The organism is Prevotella dentalis DSM 3688, assembly GCF_000242335.1.
Lineage (GTDB): Bacteria > Bacteroidota > Bacteroidia > Bacteroidales > Bacteroidaceae > Prevotella > Prevotella seregens.
In genome coordinates this window covers 1,334,338-1,350,768 of record NC_019960.1, presented here as the reverse complement: position 1 = coordinate 1,350,768, position 16,431 = coordinate 1,334,338, and the positions used below count along the sequence as shown (strand labels likewise).

Below are 16,431 nucleotides of genomic sequence, written 5' to 3'. Positions count from 1 at the left end.
TCCTCAGAAATGAATACGAAGCTGTTGCTGGGCGCCATGCTGATGTGTGGCTCTTTCTCTTTTGCCCAAAGCGATGACCCCGTGCTGATGACCGTCAACGGCCACGCCGTGACGCGTTCGGAATTTGAATATTCTTACAACAAGAACAATTCGGAGGGTGTCATCGACAAGAAGACGGTCAAGGAATACGTTCCCCTGTTTGTCAATTACAAGTTGAAAGTGGAGGCAGCAAAGGCTGCCCGTTTGGACACCATGCGGTCGTTCCAGCAGGAATTTGCTGGTTACAGAGACCAGCAGATTCGTCCAGCCATGATTAATGATGCCGATGTGGAGGCCGAGGCCCGTAAAATCTATGCGCAGACCCAGCAGCAAGTCGACGGCAACGGCGGCATGGTGCAGGTGAGCCACATCTTGTTGTTGTTGCCGCAAAAGGCTTCGGCTGACGAGCAAAAGGTGGCCAAGCAGCGTGTCGACTCCGTGTATGAGGCCCTGCGCCGGGGAGCCGACTTCGCCGAAATGGCCAGTAAGGTTTCCCAAGACCCCGGCTCGGCTGCCAAGGGCGGCGAGCTTCCGCTCATCGTCAAGGGCCAGACCCTGCGCGAGTTTGAAGACCAGGCGTGGCAGCTCAAGGATGGCGAGATGAGCAAACCCTTTCTCTCGCCGGCTGGCTGGCATATCATCCTGAAGCGCGGACACCAGAATTTCTACAGCTACGAGAGCCAGCGCGAGGCCATTCTGAAGTTTATCGACCAGCGAAACCTGCGCGAACAAATCATCAATGCCAAGCTCGACACCCTGTCCCGACAGGAGCACACCACCCCTGCTCAACTGCTCGAAGCCAAGAAGCAAGAGCTCGAAGCACAGGATCCCAGCCTGAAATATCTCATTCAGGAGTACCACGACGGATTGTTGCTCTACGAAATCAGCAACCGCACTGTGTGGGACAAGGCCCAGAAAGACGAGGCCGGACAGGCCGCTTACTTCAAGCACAACAAGAAAAAATACAAGTGGGAGCAGCCCCGCTTCAAGGGCATCGCCTACAGCACACGCGATGAGGCCGATGTGAAACGGGTGCAGGCTGCCGTGAAGAAACTCCCGTTCGACGCTTGGGCCGAGCAGTTGCGCAAGACGTTCAATGCCGATTCCGTGCTCCGCATCCGGGTGGAGAAGGGCATCTTCAAGCAGGGCGACAACGCCTTGGTCGACCAGAAAGTGTTCGGTGTGGACACTGTACCTCAGCCCATGAAGGGCTATCCCTACATGGCCGTGTACGGCAAGAAGCTCAAGGCCCCCGAGGAACTGGCCGACGTCAAGGCTCTGGTGGTGGCCGACTATCAGGAGGAGCTGGAGCGGCAGTGGGTGGAGCAGCTGCGCAGGCAGTACCCCGTGACCGTGGACGAGCAGGTGCTCGACACGGTAAACAAGCACAAATAAGAATCGTATGAGAATCAAACAGACATCAATAGCCGCCGCCATCATTCTGTCGGCCGGTCTCTCCGCCATGGCTGGCAGCCGCGGACGCATGGCGTCGGGGCTGCAGGGCCAGTCCACAACGGCCGACACCGTGAAGTCGGTACCCGCCCCGAAGCCCGAAGTCCCCCCCGTGCCCGAGAGCAGTGTCGTGGACGAAGTGATCTGGGTGGTGGGCGACGAGCCCATCCTCAAGTCGGATGTCGAGATGATGCGCATGCAGGGACAGGCCGAGGGCATGAACTGGGGGGGCAACCCCGACTGCGCCATCCCCGAGCAACTGGCCGTGCAGAAGCTCTTCCTGCACCAGGCAGCCATCGACTCGCTGGAGGTCACCGAGTCCGAAATAGCCAATGGCGTGGAGCAGCAAATCAGCCGATGGATTGAGGTCGCCGGCGGACAGGAGAAACTGGAAGAGTATCGCAAGCAGTCGATCAGCGAGATGCGGGCCGACCTTCACGATGATTTCAAGAACCAGCAACTCATCCAAAAGATGAAGCAGAAACTCGTCGAGGGCATCAAGGTGTCGCCCGCCGACGTGCGTTCCTACTTCCGTTCGCTGCCGGCCGACAGCATACCCTTTGTGCCCACCGAGGTCGAAGTGCAGGTCATTGAGCGTGCGCCGAAGATTAAGCTCGAGGAAATCAACCGCGTGAAAGACGAGCTGCGCAACTTCACCGACCGCGTGAACAAGGGCGAGACCACCTTTGCCACGTTGGCCCGCCTCTACTCCGAGGATCCCGGCTCGGCCCGCCAGGGTGGCGAGATGGACTACATCGGGCGCGGTCTGCTCGACCCCGCCTTTGCCAGTGTGGCTTTCAACCTCACCGACCCCAAGAAAATCTCCAAAATTGTAGAGACCGAATTCGGCTATCACATCATCCAGCTCATCGACAAGCGCGGCGACAAGATCAAGTGCCGGCACATTCTGCTCAAGCCCAAAGTGTCGTCCGACGAGATCGATGCCGCCGTCAGCCAGCTTGATTCCATCAGTCGTGACATCCGTGCGGGCAAGTTCACGTTCGAGCAGGGAGCCTCGTTCCTCTCCGATGACAAGGATACTAAGAACAATCAGGGCCTGATGTCCAACTCCACGCCCGACGGCATGACCTCGCGTTTCCAGATGAAAGACCTGCCCACCGAGGTGGCCCGTGTGGTCGATACGCTGAAGGTGGGCGAGATTTCGGCTCCTTTCCAGATGGTCAACTCCAAGGGAAAGACCGTCGTGGTGCTGGCCCGGCTCAAGAGTCGCACCGAAGGACACAGGGCCACCATCACCGAAGACTTCCAGGTGATGAAGGAAGTGGTGCTGTCCAAACAGCGCGAAAAGGCCCTCAACGACTGGGTATCCGACAAAATCAAGCATACTTACGTGCGCATGAACGACCGTTATCGGGACTGCACGTTCCAATACCAGGGGTGGAATAAATGACCTTTCAGCACAACGACAACGTTTTGAAACATGGGCATAGGGTCATCATCGTGATGGTTCTATGCTTCTTTGTCCTTGGCCTTGCCATGGCCGCGGGGCGCAAGGCACGGCGCAAGCCGGTGGACGACCGCGTCTATCTGCTCCACGCCGACGAGCTGCGCTACGACGTCTACGGCCCCAACCCCGACGCCCAGATTGTGAAAGGCCACGTGTCGTTCCGTCACCAGGGTTCCCGTCTCACCTGCGACAGTGCCTATTTCTACCAGGCCGCCAACTCCGTGCGCGCCTTTGGCCACGTGCATTTCCGCGAGGGCGACACGCTCTCGCTTACCTGCGACCGCGCCTGGTACGACGGCGGCGAGCAGATGATGGAGGCCCGCCAGAACGTGGTGCTGCGCCACCGGCAACAGACGCTCTATACCGACAGCCTGAATTACGACCGGCTTTACGAGTACGCCTACTTCTTCAACGGCGGCCGTCTCGTCGACGGCAAGAGCCGGCTCAGCTCCGATTGGGGCGAGTACCACACCGCCACGCGCATGGCCAAGTTCTGTCTCGACGTGCAATTGCAGACTCCCAAGAACCGCGTCTCCACCGACACGCTCTACTACGACACGCGCCTGTCGCGTGCCCACGTGCTCGGACTCTACACCGCCGACAAGGGGCGGGGAGCCGTGGGCCCCTCCATCATCCGCGGAACCACCAACACCGTCACCACCACCGACGCCTACTTCAACACCAAAACCGACCATGCTGAGCTCTTCGGACGCTCTACAGTGGTGGACAAGGAGAAGACCATCACCGGCGACACCTTGTATTATGACAGCCAGACGGGCCGCAACCGCGGCCTCGGCAACGTGGTCTACGTGGACACGAAGAACAAGAACACGCTGACCTGCGACGAGGTGGTGTACAACGAGAAGACGGGCCGCGGCTATGCCACGCGCCGTGCCCTCGTCACCGACTACTCGCAGCCCGACACCCTCTACATGCACGCCGACACCCTGCGCATCGAGACTTTCAACATCAACACCGACTCCGTCTACCGCAAGGTGCACTGCTACCCCCACGTGCGGGCCTACCGCGTGGACGTGCAGGGCGTGTGCGACTCGCTGGTGTTCAGCTCCAAGGACTCCTGCCTGACCATGTACCGCGACCCCATCGTCTGGAACGGCACGCGCCAACTGGTGGGCGAGGTCATCAAAGTCTACATGAACGACTCCACCATTCGCGAGGCCCACGTGCTGGGGCAGGCCCTCTCCGTGGAGCAGCTGCCCGACAGTATCCACTACAACCAGGTCTCCTCGCGCGACATGTTTGCCTATTTCCGGCAGGGCAACATCCGTCGCAGCGATGCCGTGGCCAACGTGCGCGCCGTCTATTATCCCATGGACGACAAGGACAGTACGCTCATCGGCCTCAACTACACCGAGACCGACACCATGAAGATGTTTCTCTCTGACCAGCGTCGGCTGGAGCGCATCTGGATGCCCAAGGCCCAGGGTACGCTCTATCCCATGACGCAGATACCGCCCGACAAGCCCCGGCTCGACTGCTTCGTGTGGTTCGACTATATCCGTCCGGTCAGCAAGGACGACGTGTTCCGCTGGCGCGGCAAGGCCCAGGGCACCGAGATGAAACGCATCGAGCGTCATGCTGCCCCCTTGCAGCGGCTCAAACCGGCCGGCGTGCCGGCCCCGGCTCCGCCCGAGGGAGCCCGCCCATGAACCTGCTGTTCCAGACCCGCCGCCCCCGCCGCTTCCATCACGAGCCCATCTACATCGACGAGCGGCGCGACCGGCTCCGGGCCGTGGAGCGTCGGGCCCGCGAGGAACTGGGGCTGCCCGTGGAGCCGCTTCCGGCCGACGGCAGCCCGCAGCCCTTGTCTCGCCGGGCAGACGAGGGTCGCCGCTTCTGCTTCTCGGCCGCCGGCCGCCATGCCCACCGGGCCCTCAACACCGGCCATGTGCTTGCGGTGCTGGTCATCCTGCTGTTTGTTGCCATCCTGCTATTCCTGTTATGAGCGATATTATCCAACTTTTACCCGACTCCGTGGCCAACCAGATAGCGGCCGGCGAGGTGATTCAGCGGCCGGCCTCCGTCGTCAAGGAACTGGTGGAGAATGCCGTCGATGCCGGTGCTCGCCGCATCGATGTGCTTGTGGTCGATGCCGGCCGCACGTCCATTCAGGTGGTCGACGACGGCAAGGGCATGTCCGAGACCGACGCCCGCCTCTCGTTCGAGCGGCACGCCACCTCGAAGATACGCCAGGCCGACGACCTCTTCAACCTGCGCACCATGGGCTTTCGCGGCGAAGCCCTGGCCTCGATTGCCGCCGTGGCCCAGGTGGAACTCCGCACGCGCATGGCGTCCGACGAGCTTGGCACCCACCTTGCCATTTCCGGCTCGCGCTTCGGCGGGCAGGAGCCCTGCGCCTGTCCGGTGGGTTCCAACTTCCTCATCGAGAACTTGTTCTTCAACGTTCCGGCCCGCCGCAAGTTCCTGAAATCCAATTCCACCGAGCTCAACAACATCATCGCCGCCTTCGAGCGCATCGTGCTCGTCTATCCCGACATTGCTTTCACGTTCCGCAGCAACGGCTCCGAAATGTACGCCCTGCGGGCCGGCAACCTGCGGCAGCGCATTGTCGACCTCTTCGGCAAGCGCATCAATCAGGACCTGCTGCCCGTCAAGGTGGAGACCTCGGTGTGCAGCATCGGCGGTTTCGTGGGCAAGCCCGAGTCGGCCCGCAAGAAAGGCGCGCGCCAATTCTTCTTTGTCAACGGCCGCTACATGCGTCACCCGTACTTCCACAAGGCCGTCATGTCGGCCTTTGAGCGGCTGGTGCCGCAGGGCGACCAGGTGCCCTACTTCCTCTATTTTGACGTCAGCCCGCAGGACATCGACGTGAACATACACCCCACGAAGACCGAGATCAAGTTTGAAAACGAGCAAGCCATCTGGCAGATTCTCTCGGCCTCGGTCAAGGATGCCGTGGGCATGTTCAACGATGTGTCGGCCATCGAGTTCGACACCGAGGGCAAACCCGACATCCCCGTCTTCGATCCCAACAACCCGGCGCAGTCGCCCCGGGTCGAGTTCAACCCGCAGTACAATCCTTTCGACACCCCCGCCACAGGCATGGTGGAGCGGCGCAGCCGGCTGGGCGGCAGCAGTTCCGACGGCCCCTCGGCCGGCGGCTGGACGCCCGCCCCGCAGTCCCGCATGGGCGCCCCGGCCCAATGGGAGCAGCTCTACGAGGGGCTGGCGCCGGCTGCCGAGGCTCCCGGCGCGCTTTTCCCTGCTGACGGGGCCGCCCCAGGCAGCCTCATCGACGAGAAGTCGCCCGCCCACTACCAGTACAAGGGCCGTTACATCATGACGGCCGTCAAGTCGGGCCTCATGATTGTAGACCAGCATCGGGCCCACCTCCGCATACTCTACGAGCAGTATCGGCGGCAGCTCGCCGCGCGCAAGATGCACGCCCAGAAGCTGCTCTTCCCCGAGTCGCTGCAGCTCTCAGCCCAGGAGGCCGTCACGCTGGACCGCATCCGGCCCGAGCTGGAGGGCATGGGCTTCGAGCTTTCGCCGCTGGGCGGAGGCGCCTTTGCCGTGAATGCCATCCCCGAGGGGCTGGAGGGCATCAGCGTGCCCGTGCTGGTGCGCGACATGCTGGCCGCCGCCGCCGAGAAAGGCACGTCGGCCACCGCCGGCGTGAACGACGCGCTGGCCCTGAGCATGGCCCGTTCCGCCGCCATCCCCTACGGCCAGGTGCTGGGCAACGAGGAGATGGAGAACCTCATCAACGGTCTCTTCGGCTGCGACAACGTGAACTATACGCCCGACGGCAAGAGCGTGCTCTGCATCTTCAAGCAGCACGACATCGAGCAGCTCATGGGTTGACCAACGCATCCCAAACCTCAAAACATATCCGATGATGAAAAAAATCTTCCTCGCACTGGCCCTCGCCGGTGCCGCCCTGGGCGCATCGGCCCAGGATGCCGAACCTGTACAGCAGTACAGCGTAGCCACCAATTCGTTCTGGAGCAACTGGTTTGTCCAGGCCGGCGGCGACTGGAACGTGTGGTATTCGGCCCAGGAACACCATGCCGACAACCACAACGGCATGGGCTTCTTCGGCAGCGAACGCCGCACGTTCGGCGCATCGCTGGCCCTGGGCAAGTGGTTCACCCCCGGCATCGGTCTGCGCACCAAGCTGCAGGCCTGGCAGGGCAAGCGCATCCCGGCACTGGAGCACGACGCCGCGAAATTCGACGCGTGGATACTCAACGAGCACGTCATGCTGAACCTGAGCAACCTGTTCTGCGGCTACAGCGACACGCGCGTGTGGAACCTCGTGCCTTTCCTCGGCGGCGGTGTGTCGCGCAACATGTCACGCAACACCTATGCCATGCAGCTCAGCATGGGCCTGCAGTCGTCGTGGCGCGTGAGCCGCAAGCTCAGCATCTACCTGGAAGGCGGCTGGAACCGCCTCTCCGACGATTTCGACGGTGCAACGGCCTCTGCCGGTGCGGCCCCCCATCAGGGCCCATTGTGCTGGGAGAACAAGGACAACCATGTCTACGGCGAGGTGGGCCTGACGCTGCGCCTGGGCCGCGGCACCTGGAACAGGGTGCCCGATGTGGAGGCCATCCAGTCGCTCTCGCAGAGCCAACTCGACGCCCTCAACGCCCAGCTGGGCGACGCCCAGGCCGAGAACGCCCGCCTGCAGAGCCTGCTCGACGAGCAGTCCAAGCCGCAGGTGGAGGAGACTGTCGCCCCCGAACCGGTCAGCACCGTGGTGTCGGTGTTCTTCAATCTGGGCCGTTCGGAGATTGCCTCGCGCAAGGATTTGGTCAACGTGGAGCCGCTGGCCCGCTACGGTCGTGAGGGCCGCAAGCTCGTCGTGACCGGCTATGCCGACAGCGCCACGGGCAATGCCGAGGCCAACCGCAGGCTTTCCGAGGCCCGTGCCAACACTGTGGCCCGCGAGTTGGAGAAGCTGGGCGTGAGCCGCGACAACATAGTCATCGTGGCGCGTGGTGGCGTGGCCGACCTCTCGCCCGTGTCCTACAACCGCCGCGCCACGGTCGAGCTGGCCAAGTAATCCCCTCGTATTCCCGCGCCGCGCCCTTGCCGGGCGCGCGTGCGCTTTTTCCTTGTTTTGCGGCCACGGCCCAGACGCGTTGCGTTTGCGCCGTGGCCGCATCGCGTTTGGGCCGTAACGGCGCGGCGATTACGGCGTTGTCGCGCAGCGTTTGCGGCGTAGCGGTTTTGCGTCGAAGCCGTAAAATTTGTGCCGATTCCTTGCTTTGTTTATAATAATGTACTATCTTTGCGCGTGAACGGGAACCCCTTTGCAGGGAGTTGCAGGTAGGGCTTTCTGTACAATAGCCGAAAAAACTTAAACCACACTGCTAATCAATAATAACCTAAATGCCCCAGCCTCGGCACGGCGTTCCCGCTTGCACACGGGCGGGTCAAGGAAGAGGCACCTTTGTTTTTATGAAAAACGATTTCCTGAAAGGTATGTATGCGACCATTGTCATGTTGTTTGTCACCATGTCCGCCCTGCCGCAGCAGGCCCGGGCGCAGACCAAGGAGGCTTATGTAGTGAGAAGTGCCGACAGCACGACCCTCACTTTCTATTACGACGCGCAGAAGTCGGGCCGTGAAGGCACCACGTATGGCATTGACGCAACCCAGACGGATGAAAAGGGAAACGTGCTCCCGGCCTGGGTGGGAACCGTCAAGAACCTTGACAAGTCGACCGTCACGGCCGTGTTCGACGCGTCGTTCGCGGACTATCGCCCGACAAGCACCCGCCGCTGGTTCGCCTACTGCACGACGCTGGAGTCCGTCAAGGGCATGGAAAATCTCAACACGGCCGACGTGACCGACATGTTCGGAATGTTCGCGTACTGCCGTGCGCTGGCCTCGCTCGACCTTTCGCACTTCAACACGGCGAACGTGACCAACATGTTCGGAATGTTCTGGTGCTGCGACGCCCTCACTTCGCTCGACCTGTCGCACTTCAACACGGCGAACGTAACCGACATGTCCGGAATGTTCGCGTACTGCCGTGCGCTGGTCTCGCTTGATCTTTCGCACTTCAACACGGCGAACGTGACCGACATGGGTGCAATGTTCAGGGACTGCAACGCCCTCACATCGCTCGACTTATCGGGCTTCAGCACGGCGAATGTGACCAATATGTCTGTTATGTTTTCCGATTGCCGTGTACTGCCCTCTCTTGACCTGTCGGGCTTCAACACGGAGAAAGTAACCGACATGAGTAAAATGTTCGCGTACTGCCAAGCCTTGTCCTCTCTCGAATTGTCAAGTTTCAACACGAAGAATGTAATAGATATGTGCGGAATGTTCCTTTACTGTCATGCCCTGCCCTCTCTCAACCTGTCGAACTTTAATACGGCGACCGTGACTAACATGAGAGAAATGTTTAGAGAATGTAAGGCCCTGCCCTTTCTTGATTTCTCAAGTTTCAACACGAAGAACGTAACAGACATGAGTGGAATGTTTCATGACTGCAAAGCCTTAATCTCTCTTGATTTATCGAATTTCGATACGGAGAACGTAACCGACATGAGTCGAATGTTTGATAACTGTCGTTCCTTGGCCTCGCTCAACCTTTCAAGTTTCAACACCGCGAAAGTAACTGACATGAGCAGAATGTTCTATAACTGCAAGGCGCAGACTTCGTTCGACCTCTCGAACTTCAACACAGAGAGCGTGACCAACATGTACGGAATGTTCGCCCTCTGTACAAGGCTTGTCTCTCTCAATATCTCGAACTTCAACACGTCGAATGTGACCAACATGGGCAGAATGTTTGAAAGTTGCCAAAAAATAACCTCTCTCGACCTGTCGAACTTCAATACGGAAAAAGTGACCAACATGAACGAAATGTTCTCGTTCTGCACTAAGCTGACCTTGCTCAACGTTTCGAGCTTCAACACTACGAACGTGACCGACATGGGAGATATGTTCGCAGGCTGTAGAGCTTTGCCCTCTCTTGACCTCTCGAATTTCAACACAGCGAATGTAACCAACATGTACAACATGTTCTACAACTGCTTTGCGTTGCCCTCTCTCGACCTTTCAAACTTCAATACGGAGAAAGTAACCAACATGAGCGGAATGTTCTACGGCTGCTATGTGTTGTCCTCGCTTGACCTTTCAAACTTCAATACGGGGAAAGTAACCAACATGAGCAGAATGTTTAAAACTTGCTATGCCATGACCTCCCTCAACCTCTTAAGTTTCAGCACGGAGAATGTAACCGACATGTCTCACATGTTTTCGTACTGCCGTGCTCTACCCTCGCTCAATCTCTCAAACTTCAACACGGAGAAAGTAACCAACATGAAAGAAATGTTCAGTGAATGCCATGCCCTGACCTCTCTCAATCTCTCGAATTTCAATACGGAGAAAGTAACCGATATGTTCAGGATGTTTGAGGAGTGTCGCGCGCTTCTCTCTCTCGACCTTTCAAACTTCAATACAGAGAAAGTAACCGACATGAGAAGTATGTTCTCGGTTTGTTTTGCTCTGACTACCATTTACTGCAACAACACATGGACATGCGAGGAATCCACCGATATGTTCGTCGCCTGCAGGAAGCTCGTGGGTGTAGCGGCATACGACAAGAATAAGGTAGATGTGGGCATGGCGAACCCCGAGACGGGCTATTTCACGAAGAAATCTCCGGCGGGAATTTCGGCAGCCCCGGCTTCGACCGATGTCGTCGCCACGGGTATTTATACGCTGCAAGGCGTTCGTCTCGTGGGCAAGCTCGAGAACCTGCCTGCCGGTGTCTACATCGTGGATGGCCGTAAAATGGTGAAGAAGTAAAGGCCCAAGGGCCGGGATATGTAGGGACACGCCCGACGTGTGTCCGCTCGCAGCGTTCGGCGTTCGGACATGCAGGGCGTATGTCCCTACAATCTCAAGGAGGAGACGTTTTCGTTTTGACGAAAAACTATTTTCTCTATCTCGTCCGGGGCGGATGTTCTCGTTTTAGTGATTTTAAAAGATGGGGCTTGGGCCAAGTCGTTATCCCCTTAGTTACCCATTTACACGCTTTTAGATGACCAATTGCAGGGGCTCATTCCGTGATTTTTTGAAAAAACCGGCGTGAAAATTTGGCGACACGAAAGAATTGTTGTACCTTTGCACCCGAAATCCGAGACACTCGGGCGCTTAGCTCAGTTGGTTTAGAGCGTCTGCCTTACAAGCAGAGGGTCGGGGGTTCGAATCCCTCAGCGCCCACTTAGGGGTGTTTCCCTGTAGTCTTTCGGGGCTGCGGGGATTTTATTAGGGCGCTTAGCTCAGTTGGTTTAGAGCGTCTGCCTTACAAGCAGAGGGTCGGGGGTTCGAATCCCTCAGCGCCCACATCAGGAATCCTGCGGTCATCATGACCACGGGGTTTTTTGTTTTATAGTGCTTGTGGCGATGGGCGTTGTAACCCTGTTTGCCAACCACGAAGCCCTAAGAAGTCCACAAACTTGTGGTCCATAAACTTGTGAACTTGATATATTTTGCCTATATTGGCAGCAAGCATAAGTGCACATCAAGTCTGTTGCGGCGACAGTCACGCCTATCTTTTCCAACTTTTCCGTGCTATATTTGGTTTGAGTGGGTGCGTTTTGGGAACTTGCCAGATGCAACCTTCCGAAGCTACAGTCCTTCGTGTATGAGTATATTCTCTGCTTGCAAACATAGGCTTTTTTACTTAATGCCACAGAAAAAGATGGGATGAATTGATGGGTCGTGTGACGAATGGGCAGAGCTGGCGGCGGTAGGCGAGGGTGAAGGCGACGGGAGAGGGTGGCCGTGAATGGTCTGGGAGACGTTAACTTATCTTATATAAAGATTTTGTGGTGCTACGACTTTCAAATGAAATAGTTTTCGTAATTTTGCAGTCGAAGTAATATGTACTAAGATTATGCATCTCAATTCTTTGACTGCGGTGTCACCGATAGATGGTAGATACAGGAGTAAGACCGAGCCGTTGGCCGACTATTTTTCGGAATATGCACTGATTCGCTACCGTGTCCGCGTGGAAATAGAGTATTTCATTGCACTTTGCGAGTTGCCCGTGCCGCAGCTGTCGGGTGTCGACCATGCCCTTTTCGACCGGCTCCGCCGCATCTATCTCCACTTCGATGAGACATCGGCCCAACGCGTGAAAGATATAGAGAAAGTGACCAACCACGACGTCAAGGCCGTGGAATATTTCCTGAAAGAAGAGTTTGACAAGATTGGCGGGCTGGAAGCCTACAAAGAATTCATCCATTTTGGCCTCACTTCGCAGGACATCAACAACACCAGTGTGCCCCTTTCCATCAAGGAAGCCTTGGAACAGGTCTACTATCCGCTCGTTGAAGAGCTGATCGCCCAGCTGCAGGAGTATGCCGAAGCCTGGAAAGACGTACCCATGCTGGCCAAGACCCACGGGCAGCCCGCCTCGCCCACACGGCTGGGCAAAGAGGTGATGGTCTATGTGTATCGGCTTGGTGAGCAGCTGCGTCTGCTGAAGCAGACACCTCTCACGGCCAAGTTTGGCGGGGCTACGGGCAATCTCAATGCACACCATGTGGCCTATCCGGACTATGACTGGAAGGCTTTTGCCAATGGCTTTGTGGCCAACCGGCTGGGCTTGCAGCGCGAGCAGTGGACCACGCAAATCAGCAATTACGACTGCTTGGGGGCCGTGTTCGACGGCATGCGCCGCATCAACACCATCATCATAGACCTCGACCGAGACTTCTGGATGTACATTTCGATGGAGTATTTCAAGCAGAAAATCAAGGCAGGAGAAGTGGGTTCCAGCGCCATGCCCCACAAGGTGAACCCCATCGACTACGAGAACAGCGAGGGCAATCTGGGTGTGGCCAATGCCGTGTTGCAGTTCCTGGCCGCCAAGTTGCCCGTGAGCCGTCTGCAGCGCGACCTCACCGACTCCACCGTGTTGCGCAATGTGGGCGTGCCTTTCGGCCATGCCGTGATTGCCATTGAGAGTACGCTCAAGGGACTGCGCAAGCTCATCCTGAACGAGGAAAAGCTGCATGCCGACCTCGACGACACGTGGGCTGTGGTGGCCGAGGCCATCCAGACCATCTTGCGCCGCGAGGGTTATCCCCATCCCTACGAGGCATTGAAAGCCCTCACCCGCACCAATGAGAAGATGACCGAGCGAACCATCCACGACTTTGTACAGACACTGAACGTGAGCAACAGCGTGAAAGCCGAGCTCATGGCCATCACCCCACACAACTATACCGGCATTTAGTACGGATTTTTTCAACATTCCATATTTTAATTTTTTATTCATTTAATTTATTAACCATAGCCGCGAGGCTAAAAAAGAGTAATTAAGATGTCAGAAGATTTAGAGAACAAGGCTCAGGATTCCACACAGACACCGAATCAGGAAAGCGAAGGCAGCCGTGAAGGCTACGGTCATCCTTCAGGTTATCAGAGAGATTATCACGACAACAGTGGCCGGCCGTTGCGTCCGCGCATCCACACGCAGCGCGCCTACACCACCGACCGTCACAACGGCGGACAGGAAGAGGGCGGGTTCCGTCCTGAGGGTTTCGGCGCTGGACTGCAGGGCAGCGGCGATCAGCCCCGTCAGCAGCGCAGCTTCCAGCCCCGTCAGGGCGGCTATCAGCTGCGGCAAGGCAGTTACCAGCCCCGCCAAGGCGGCTACCAACCGCGTCAGAACGGTTATCGTCCACGATATAACAACAATCAGGAAGAAGGTGGCTACCAGTCGCGCGAAGGCGGTTATCAGCCCCGCCAGCAGGGTGGCTACCAGCCGCGTGAGGGTGGTTATCAGCCCCGCCAGCAGGGTGGCTACCAGCCCCGTCAGGGCGGTTATCAACCGCGCCAGGGTGGCTATCAGCCTCGCCCCGGCGGTTACCAGCCCCGCCAGCAGGGTGGTTATCAGCCTCGTCCGGGCGGTTATCAGCCCCGCCCCGGTGGCTACGGCCGCCAGCAGGGCGGTTATCAGCCTCGTCCGGGCGGCTATGGCCGTCAGCCCTATGGCCAGCGTCCGGGCTACGACCCCAATGCCAAGTACAGCATGAAGAAGCGGATTGAGTACAAGGAGGAGCACATCGACCCCAACGAACCCATCCGTCTGAACAAGTTTCTGGCCAATGCCGGTGTGTGCTCGCGCCGTGAGGCCGACGAATTCATCCAGGCCGGCGTGGTGACCGTGAACGGCACTGCCGTGACCGAGCTCGGCACCAAGGTGATGCGTACCGACGAGGTGAAGTTCCACGATCAGCCCGTCACGCTGGAAAAGAAAGTCTATGTGCTGCTCAACAAGCCCAAGGACTATGTGACCACCAGCGATGATCCCCAGCAGCGCAAGACGGTGATGGACCTCGTGAAAGACGTGTGCCCTGAGCGTATCTATCCTGTGGGCCGCCTGGATCGCAACACCACGGGTGTGCTGTTGCTCACCAACGACGGTGACATGGCCTCGAAACTCACACATCCCAAGTTCCTCAAGAAAAAGGTGTACCACGTATATCTGGACAAGAATGTGTCTACGGAGGATCTGCAGAAGATAGCCGAGGGTATCGAACTGGAAGACGGAGAGGTACATGCCGATGCCATCGAGTATGCCGATGAGCGCGACAAGGCGCAGGTGGGTATTGAGATTCACAGTGGCAAGAACCGCATCGTGCGCCGTATATTTGAGGCTCTGGGCTATCGGGTGGTGAAGCTCGACCGTGTGCAATTTGCCGGTCTCACCAAGAAAAACCTGCGTCGTGGCGACTGGCGTTTCCTCTCGGAGAAAGAGGTGGAGATGCTTCGCAGCGGTATGTTTGAATAGTTATACCTTGGGAGTTAAGGAGTCTGGAGTTAAGGAGTTGAGATATGAGGCGCAGCGGTGGGCCGGCAACGTGCCCATGAGCCATCGGTCTTGACTTTTTGACTCTCTGACTTTTTGACACTCCTCAACCAGAATAGAATCTAATGAGTAGCAGAACAAAAGTCGTCGATGCGCTTCGCAGCACCGACTTTGGAAAAGAGATTACGGTGAAGGGCTGGGTGCGCTCTCACCGCAACAGTAAGGCCGTGGACTTCATTGCCTTGAACGACGGCTCCACCATCAAGAACATTCAAGTGGTCGTCGACCCCTCGACGATGGATGCCGAACAGCTGAAGAGCATCACCACCGGTGCCTGCATCCGTGTCACCGGCATGCTCGTGGAGAGCCAGGGCAAGGGTCAGGCCTGTGAGGTGCAGAGCCGCGAGATAGAGATCTACGGTCTTTGTCCGGGCGACTACCCTATGCAAAAGAAGGGGCAGAGCTTTGAATACATGCGTCAGTTCGCCCACATGCGGCTGCGCACCAACACGTTCGGGGCAGTGTTCCGCATCCGCCACAACATGGCCATTGCTGTGCACAAGTATTTCCACGACCATGGCTTCTATTATTTCCACACGCCACTCATCACGGCCAGCGATGCCGAGGGGGCGGGCGAGATGTTTCAGGTGACCACGCTCGACCTTGACCGTGTGGCTAAGAGCGGGGAGGTGGACTACGAGAAAGACTTCTTCGGCAAGAAGACCAGTCTCACCGTGAGCGGTCAGCTCGAGGGCGAGCTGGGTGCCACGGCCTTGGGAGCCATCTATACTTTCGGTCCCACGTTTCGTGCCGAGAACAGCAACACGCCGCGCCATCTGGCCGAATTCTGGATGATAGAGCCTGAGGTGGCTTTCATGGATCAGAAAGAACTGATGGATCTGGAGGAAGACTTCATCAAGTATTGCGTGCGCTGGGCACTCGACAACTGCCACGATGATTTGGAATTTCTGAATCAGATGATCGACAAGACGCTAATCCAGACGTTGGAGTCGGTGGTGAAAGAGGACTTCGTGAGGCTGACTTACACCAAGGGCATCCGCATTCTGGAGGAGACCGTGAAGCAGGGACGCAAGTTCGAGTTCCCCATCACGGGTTGGGGCATGGACTTGAGCAGCGAGCATGAACGGTTCCTGGTGGAGGAATACTTCAAGCGTCCGGTTATCATGACCGATTATCCAGCTTCCATCAAGGCATTCTACATGAAGAAGAATGCCGACGGCAAGACTATGCAGGGCACGGACGTGCTCTTCCCCCGCATCGGCGAAATCATCGGCGGTTCGGTACGTGAAGAGAGCTATGAGAAGCTGGTGGGTGAGATTGAGGCCCGCGGCATGGAAGAAAGTACCTACGGTTGGTATCTCGACACGCGTAAGTACGGTTCCTGTCCGCATGCCGGCTTCGGGCTGGGCTTCGAGCGGCTCATTCTGTTTGTCACCGGCATGCAGAATATCCGCGATGTCATTCCCTTTGCCCGCACGCCCAAAAACGCCGAGTTCTAAGCGGGCTTACACCTTATTGTATAAGAGCCTCCCCATGCTTTGCGTGGGGAGGCCCTTTGGTTTGGCGCAGTCTGCATGCGTCATGCTCCCGTGGGGCAGACGGTTGCAGAGGGGGGCTG

The 16,431-nt window shown here is 57.8% G+C and carries 10 protein-coding genes and 2 tRNA genes; all 12 read left to right on the top strand.

Going from position 1 to position 16,431, the window contains the following annotated elements:
* Nucleotides 1–9 precede the first annotated feature (9 nt).
* The 12 genes from PREDE_RS05350 (at nt 10) to asnS (ending at nt 16,312) form a co-directional block, all read left to right on the top strand.
* Entirely contained in the window at nt 10–1,434 is a 1,425-nt protein-coding gene (locus PREDE_RS05350) for a peptidylprolyl isomerase (RefSeq protein WP_005844837.1), read from the top strand.
* A gap of 7 nt (nt 1,435–1,441) precedes the next feature.
* Nucleotides 1,442–2,902, top strand: coding sequence for a peptidylprolyl isomerase (locus tag PREDE_RS05345; protein WP_005844835.1), 1,461 nt, complete (start codon nt 1,442–1,444; stop codon nt 2,900–2,902).
* The gene (locus PREDE_RS05340) at nt 2,899–4,629 is read left to right on the top strand and encodes an OstA-like protein (protein WP_005844833.1); all 1,731 of its coding nucleotides are present in this window, start codon (nt 2,899–2,901) and stop codon (nt 4,627–4,629) included. Before PREDE_RS05345 ends, PREDE_RS05340 begins: the two co-directional genes overlap by 4 nt.
* A complete protein-coding gene (locus PREDE_RS05335; RefSeq protein ID WP_005844831.1) occupies nt 4,626–4,925 on the top strand; it encodes a hypothetical protein in 300 nt (99 codons plus the stop codon). Before PREDE_RS05340 ends, PREDE_RS05335 begins: the two co-directional genes overlap by 4 nt.
* A complete protein-coding gene (mutL, locus tag PREDE_RS05330) occupies nt 4,922–6,805 on the top strand; it encodes a DNA mismatch repair endonuclease MutL (protein ID WP_005844829.1) in 1,884 nt (627 codons plus the stop codon). Before PREDE_RS05335 ends, mutL begins: the two co-directional genes overlap by 4 nt.
* Nucleotides 6,806–6,839: 34 nt before the next feature.
* A complete protein-coding gene (locus PREDE_RS05325) occupies nt 6,840–8,009 on the top strand; it encodes an OmpA family protein (protein WP_015298524.1) in 1,170 nt (389 codons plus the stop codon).
* Between the two features lie 398 nt (nt 8,010–8,407).
* The gene (locus PREDE_RS05320) at nt 8,408–10,774 is read left to right on the top strand and encodes a BspA family leucine-rich repeat surface protein (RefSeq protein ID WP_005844825.1); all 2,367 of its coding nucleotides are present in this window, start codon (nt 8,408–8,410) and stop codon (nt 10,772–10,774) included.
* A 342-nt stretch (nt 10,775–11,116) separates the two neighbouring features.
* Nucleotides 11,117–11,191: transfer RNA gene (locus tag PREDE_RS05315), tRNA-Val, on the top strand.
* 48 nt (nt 11,192–11,239) lie between these two features.
* Nucleotides 11,240–11,314: transfer RNA gene (locus PREDE_RS05310), tRNA-Val, on the top strand.
* A gap of 553 nt (nt 11,315–11,867) precedes the next feature.
* A complete protein-coding gene (purB, locus tag PREDE_RS05305; protein WP_005844823.1) occupies nt 11,868–13,214 on the top strand; it encodes an adenylosuccinate lyase in 1,347 nt (448 codons plus the stop codon).
* An 87-nt stretch (nt 13,215–13,301) separates the two neighbouring features.
* Nucleotides 13,302–14,774, top strand: coding sequence for a pseudouridine synthase (locus PREDE_RS05300; protein WP_005844820.1), 1,473 nt, complete (start codon nt 13,302–13,304; stop codon nt 14,772–14,774).
* Nucleotides 14,775–14,917: 143 nt separating this feature from the next.
* Nucleotides 14,918–16,312: an asparagine--tRNA ligase gene (gene asnS / locus PREDE_RS05295; RefSeq protein ID WP_005844818.1), complete on the top strand. Its 1,395-nt coding sequence runs from the start codon at nt 14,918–14,920 to the stop codon at nt 16,310–16,312.
* Nucleotides 16,313–16,431: the final 119 nt, after the last annotated feature.

Excerpts from the sequence above, each read along its gene's own strand:
- PREDE_RS05320 (WP_005844825.1), top strand. The coding sequence starts at position 8,408 with ATGAAAAACGATTTCCTGAAAGGTATGTATGCGACCATTGTCATGTTG.
- PREDE_RS05350 (WP_005844837.1), top strand. The coding sequence starts at position 10 with ATGAATACGAAGCTGTTGCTGGGCGCCATGCTGATGTGTGGCTCTTTC.
- asnS (WP_005844818.1), top strand. The coding sequence starts at position 14,918 with ATGAGTAGCAGAACAAAAGTCGTCGATGCGCTTCGCAGCACCGACTTT.
- PREDE_RS05325 (WP_015298524.1), top strand. The coding sequence starts at position 6,840 with ATGAAAAAAATCTTCCTCGCACTGGCCCTCGCCGGTGCCGCCCTGGGC.
- PREDE_RS05340 (WP_005844833.1), top strand. The coding sequence starts at position 2,899 with ATGACCTTTCAGCACAACGACAACGTTTTGAAACATGGGCATAGGGTC.
- PREDE_RS05300 (WP_005844820.1), top strand. The coding sequence starts at position 13,302 with ATGTCAGAAGATTTAGAGAACAAGGCTCAGGATTCCACACAGACACCG.
- mutL (WP_005844829.1), top strand. The coding sequence starts at position 4,922 with ATGAGCGATATTATCCAACTTTTACCCGACTCCGTGGCCAACCAGATA.
- PREDE_RS05335 (WP_005844831.1), top strand. The coding sequence starts at position 4,626 with ATGAACCTGCTGTTCCAGACCCGCCGCCCCCGCCGCTTCCATCACGAG.
- PREDE_RS05345 (WP_005844835.1), top strand. The coding sequence starts at position 1,442 with ATGAGAATCAAACAGACATCAATAGCCGCCGCCATCATTCTGTCGGCC.
- purB (WP_005844823.1), top strand. The coding sequence starts at position 11,868 with ATGCATCTCAATTCTTTGACTGCGGTGTCACCGATAGATGGTAGATAC.